The following is a 5,276-nucleotide window of genomic DNA, read 5'->3' on the forward strand; positions in this document are numbered from 1 at the left end:
TATTAATATCAACGATCGAACGGCCGGGAATATTGTACAAAAACATTGGTAACTCGGTCGCGTTTGCAATCGCACAGAAATGCGCAAACAAGCCATCTTGGCTTGGCTTATTGTAATATGGCGTGACGGAAAGGATTGCGTCGGCACCCACTTTTTGCGCAAATTTTGCAAAGCCGATGGCTTCTTGAGTAGAATTTGACCCAGCGCCGGCGATAACCGGCACCCGTTTGTTCGCAGTTTCGACACAGATTTCAATAACCCGCTCGTGCTCTGCATGACTGACGGTGGGGGATTCACCGGTTGTGCCCACTGGCACCAACCCTTTGGTTCCCTCACTTATTTGCCAATCTACGAAACGGGAGAATGCAGATTCATCAACTGCGCCATCGCGAAATGGCGTGATCAACGCTGTAATAGAACCACGAAACATCGTCGCTTCCCTTCTTACTCAAATCAATACGCACTGTTGACAACATGTTGTCGCCAAAAGGTCAAATAATTTCCGCAATTTGAACCTGAATACGTCGAAGTTGTAGAACATAATGGCAGATGACTATGGCCGCAAGCTGACAAGAGTGAATTTAGGTCGATTTTGAACGCGCTCTAAACCGATCATTCACCTTAATGAATTATGTTCAAACCTTGGTTGTGCAACGGGGGCTGCGTAACCTTTGTTTTGCGTACACATAATGGATCTTAAAATGCCAACATACTGCCCACGTCTCCCAAAGAGTTTTATACGTACAGCGACTGCGCTCACTTGTGCTGTTGGGCTTTATTATCCCAACATTGCTTATGGACAGCAAGAAATTGACCCAACGGTAACCAGCTCCATTGGTGGTTCGGACCAGTCAACAAACTCAAAAGGTAGCCAACGATTTCAAAATGCCCTCGCAGCCCTTAAAAAAGGCGATTATGTCGCGGCATATGGTGCCGCGCGGGGAATAGATGATAATGTTGAGCGCCGTGCAATCCAGTGGGCATCAATCTACTTTGGCAACGGCAAAATCGACTATGGCTCTGTGCTGCGCTTTCAAGCTGATGCACCACATTTTGCGACTGCAAAGACATACACAAATAGGGTTGAACAGGCGCTCACCGTCGCAACAGCAGATAGCAAAACCACCATCGACCTTTTAGGCGGTGCGATGCCGCAAACCTTGGATGCCCAAATCGCTTTGGCTGACGCTTATGTGATTGATGGCCAGACCGAACGTGCAGGTCGGATCATCAAATTCATTTGGACCAGTAACTTTTTAACGCAAGAGACAGAAGCCGATTTGCTGAAGCGATATTGGCGACAATTAACGCGTGAAGACCATTGGACGCGCACGGTTCTGCTTTTGATGAACGATCGCGCCAGCGGCGCCGAGCGGATTATGGATCGCCTATCTCCTGCGCAACGCAGTTTGGTTGTGGCGCGCATTGCCGTCTCTCGTAAGCAAAAAGACGCAGCAACATTGTTGAATCGTGTCGATCCGAGCTTGCGCAATCACCCATTATTCTATTTCTCAAATGCCCAACGGTTAAGCGACAATGGCGCTATCAGCGCTGCGGTCAACGAACTCAACAAGGCAACGGGAACCCTGCCCCAACCGCATTTGTGGTGGTACGAACGGCGGACATTGGCGCGTAAATTGTTAGAAGTGGGCAAACCCTCAACCGCATATCAGGCAGCGGCCGGATTTACGAGCGGTCCATCGGGTCGCTTGGTTGACGCTGACTTCCATGCGGGCTGGATTGCGCTTGAGTTTTTGGGAAACGCAGCAGTTGCTGCGCAACATTTCGAGAGAATGGCCAGCAATTCGACCTTGGCCTCGAGTACGTCAAAGTCACAATACTGGCTTGGCCGGGCATACACAAAACTAGGCAACCGTGAAAAAGCGGCAGAACATTTCCGACAAGCTGCAAAATTCAGCCAATATTACTATGGTCAACTTGCAATGGTCAGGTTGGGCGAAAAGACAGTATCGTTGCGTGGACTGCCAAGCTGGCAGCAAAGTGAGGCGGTGTTCAATCAACGCGAAATCGTAAAAGCAGTCCGGCTTTTTGAAAATAACGCCGCATTTGAATATGCACGCCCTTTAACGATACGCTTGATTTATCAGGTAAAAGACGCTGGCGAAATGTTGCTAACGGCTAGGTTGGCACAGGACATCGAGGCCCACGATTTGGCCATTCAAATGTCTGACGTTGCGAACAGTCGCGGTGTCGGCTTGGATTTGTTTGCTTTCCCAAAAGATGGACTGCCACGCACAAGGCTAGCCGATGTTGACAATGCGGCCGTATATGCGGTCGCTCGGCAGGAAAGCAGGTTCAATCGCTCCGCCACCAGCTATGCCGGCGCGCGTGGGCTGATGCAGTTAATGCCAGGCACCGCAAAAGAAACCGCAGGAAAACTTGGCATTTCCTACTCGTCGTCAAAATTGACGAGTGACCCAGCGTACAATGCCCTTTTGGGCTCCACATATCTCAAAGCACAACTGGAGAGATATGATGGGTCGTTGGTTTTAGCAGCAGCGGCCTACAATGCTGGCGCGGGAAACGTGAACAAGTGGCTTAAAGCCTACGGCGACCCCCGTTTAGCCGGTGTTGATCCTGTGGTATGGATTGAACTGATCCCGTTCACTGAAACCAGAGGTTATGTGCAAAACGTTTTGGCCAATTACCAGATATATAAGCTGCGGCTGGGCGACAATCGCTTGCAAATGGCGAAGTTCTTACGAACAATTAAATAACCTGTTGTGAAGCGGCGCGCAGCTATTCACCCGGCAACATACTTGGTATAGCGAAATAGTATGGACCTTGCATTATCAGTACGACAAGAGCGCACCACGGCGCGCCTGATCAGCGTCCGAAGTGGCGCGCGCCAAATCGCTGTGCGACTATGCGGCGATTTTGATGACGCCTTGAAAGTGCCAATTATCTGCATTTCTGGCTATCAGCGGAATATGAGTGATTTTTTTGCCTTTGCGGATAAATTTTCCGAGTTCTCAGAAAAAAATTGGCCCATCTTGCGTGTCGATCTTTTGGGCAGAGGGCTAGCATCGCACGCCCTTAAAACTGAAGACTATTCAACCCTTGATGACGCATCAGACATGGTGGAAATGTGCCGGGCGCTGGGTATACATAAAGCAATTTGGTTTGGGCAGTCACACGGCGGACAGGTGATCATGGCGCTTGGTGCGAAGGTGCCGACATTGATTGGTGCAGCGATTCTGTGCGATACGGGCGCATTAATCAGCGCGCAAGGACTGGTTCGGTTGCGCAACAATCTAAAGTTTTTAGCAAAAGTGCGAAAGCAAGAAGACGCAATGCAAGCCATTCGGCAAATTCTAAGTGCTGATTATCCGTCGTTGGGCACCGGCAAACTTGATAGCATTGGCGGCAGAACGCACCAATGGAATAAAAGGCGGAAACACTTGGAGCCGCAATTTGACTGGCGGTTGTTGGAACGGTTAGACGCATTTGACAATGACGATGTCCTAAATTCCAATTGGGAGATGTTTGACAGCCTCAACCAAGTACCCCTGCTCATGATGCGCACCCAAAACACAGACCTGTTGCGCGCTGACGTCTATCAACGCATGCTGACACGCAGGCCCGATGCGATCTCGCTGGAGATTGTGGGCGAAGGCTCGCCAGCCTTGCTCGAGAATGCAGAGGAAATGGGCGCAATCGCTGAGTTCATTATGCATTCAAATAAGGGCATCATAAAAGCATAGAGGCCGAAAACAAACCTGCTCCCGGCCTCTAACATTAAAAGGAATTGTGCTTCTACTAGGGTCTGGCCCCTAGCTTCCTTTGGACAAAGTTTTCGCTTGGGCGATCCACTTTTCGCGGTCAATGCGCCCCTTGAACGACAATTCTTCATCGACCCACTTCACTTCCTTGCGGCTCCAGGCCGCAATCTGGTCGTAGTGGTAGATTCCCATATCGTTGAGAGTTCCCTCAATCTTTGGCCCCACACCTTTGATGTTCTTCAGATTATCTTTTGCGCCGCCTCTGGGTGCTGACAATACCTCTGGCTTGCCATCGGGAGCCCCGGCAGTCTTGCTGGTCGTTGACTTCTTAGGTGCAGCTTTAGCCGCAGGCTTTACTGCCTTCTTAGCCGATGTTGCCTTTGCCGTCGTCGTTTTAGCAGCCGCCACAGGTTTGGCTGCTGGTTTTTTCGCCGGAGTTTTTGCTGAACCCGAATCCCCTTTGGCCGGTGCCGGTTCGTCTTTTTTGACCGCAGAGGTTGCCGCTGATGCGGCCGCAGAAGTGGCCGTTGTCGAACTTTGAGTGTCGTTGCTTGACGTTGCCGAAATTGTTGAAGCGGGTGTTCCACCGCTTATTATCCGGCGTAAAAAATAGCCTATGAGACAACCAATTAGAAACGCAGCTAGCATTAGCAGCGCAATTTCAATCAGATGTGGTGTATTCATTCCAATTCCCCTTTGACGAATCTGCGCCTATTTTTGGTTTTCGCTAGCGTAGCTCATCCATCCGGTGAGGATGCCAATAACCAAAGCAATGGTCAAATAGAGCCAATATTGCGAAATTAGAAATCCGATGGTTTCAAAAAACATTACATCCCTCCAGTTGTGAGCAAACCCTACTCCAGTGCATTACGTACTGCAATCACTATGCGGCGGTTTTGGCGTTTACCATCAATCGTGTCGTTCGATGCAATGGGCAGTGTTTCGCCATATCCCACAACATACAATTTTGTTGCATCAGCACCATACTCTAGGAGCTGATCGACAACACGTTCAGCGCGCAGCACAGATAGGGTAAGATTTGCGTCGGCAGGTCCATCGGCGTCTGTGTGTCCTTCAACCTCCACAATCGCATCTGGGCACTGCTTCAATTGGGCGGCAATATCTGCCAAAACCTGTTTTGACGATGCGTTCAGATCAGTGCTGCCGCTTTGAAACACGATCGTGTTTTGTTGCAACAAAACCCCAATTGCTTCCGCGCAAATTACCCACCCAGGCGGCGTTGTTACGTCCATTTGCCATTGATCCAGCGACAGACCAAGGGCTGCGAATGCACGCTCGCGAGACACAAGGTCCTTCGCGCTTCCTGATATTGACCAGCGCCCCTCGCTTAGAGAAACTGACCCTTGCGTCAGATACTCAAGCGCTTGCAGGCCGGCAAAAGCTGAAGCGACAAATCGATCCGGAGCGCCATCTTGCACGACTAAGTTTGGCGTATCTGTCAGACCACTTGCGAGTTGCAGACCATAGCGAACTCCAGCATTTGGCACGTTGCCCGTCATTTGGACACCCTGA

Annotated in this window: 5 protein-coding genes; 2 read left to right on the plus strand and 3 right to left on the minus strand. The window is 50.3% G+C overall.

Annotated features, from left to right (window positions below):
- A partial coding sequence (locus ACJAZW_RS15010) for a dihydrodipicolinate synthase family protein (RefSeq protein WP_415159547.1) occupies nt 1–430 on the minus strand: 430 nt, incomplete at its 3' end.
- A gap of 271 nt (nt 431–701) precedes the next feature.
- Here ACJAZW_RS15010 and ACJAZW_RS15015 point away from each other — a divergent pair.
- Nucleotides 702–2,738 carry a transglycosylase SLT domain-containing protein gene (locus ACJAZW_RS15015; RefSeq protein ID WP_415159549.1) on the plus strand — a complete coding sequence of 679 codons (2,037 nt, stop codon included), beginning with the start codon at nt 702–704 and terminating at the stop codon, nt 2,736–2,738.
- 60 nt (nt 2,739–2,798) lie between these two features.
- Nucleotides 2,799–3,725, plus strand: coding sequence for an alpha/beta fold hydrolase (locus ACJAZW_RS15020; protein ID WP_415159551.1), 927 nt, complete (start codon nt 2,799–2,801; stop codon nt 3,723–3,725).
- Nucleotides 3,726–3,794: 69 nt separating this feature from the next.
- On the opposite strand, the gene ACJAZW_RS15025 is transcribed toward ACJAZW_RS15020, so the two are convergent.
- Together ACJAZW_RS15025 and ACJAZW_RS15030 are read right to left on the minus strand one after the other, a co-directional pair.
- Nucleotides 3,795–4,427 carry a hypothetical protein gene (locus ACJAZW_RS15025; RefSeq protein ID WP_415159553.1) on the minus strand — a complete coding sequence of 211 codons (633 nt, stop codon included), beginning with the start codon at nt 4,425–4,427 and terminating at the stop codon, nt 3,795–3,797.
- Between the two features lie 170 nt (nt 4,428–4,597).
- Nucleotides 4,598–5,276 (minus strand): OmpA family protein (locus tag ACJAZW_RS15030; RefSeq protein ID WP_415159555.1); only part of this gene is annotated, 679 nt, incomplete at its 5' end.

The sequence above is a fragment of the Maritalea sp. genome (genome assembly GCF_047634455.1).
In the GTDB taxonomy this organism is placed as follows: Bacteria; Pseudomonadota; Alphaproteobacteria; order Rhizobiales; family Devosiaceae; genus Maritalea.

Bases quoted from the DNA above. Each gene is read 5' to 3' on its own strand.
- ACJAZW_RS15020 (WP_415159551.1), top strand. From the start codon at position 2,799: ATGGACCTTGCATTATCAGTACGACAAGAGCGCACCACGGCGCGCCTG.
- ACJAZW_RS15015 (WP_415159549.1), top strand. From the start codon at position 702: ATGCCAACATACTGCCCACGTCTCCCAAAGAGTTTTATACGTACAGCG.
- ACJAZW_RS15025 (WP_415159553.1), bottom strand. From the start codon at position 4,427: ATGAATACACCACATCTGATTGAAATTGCGCTGCTAATGCTAGCTGCG.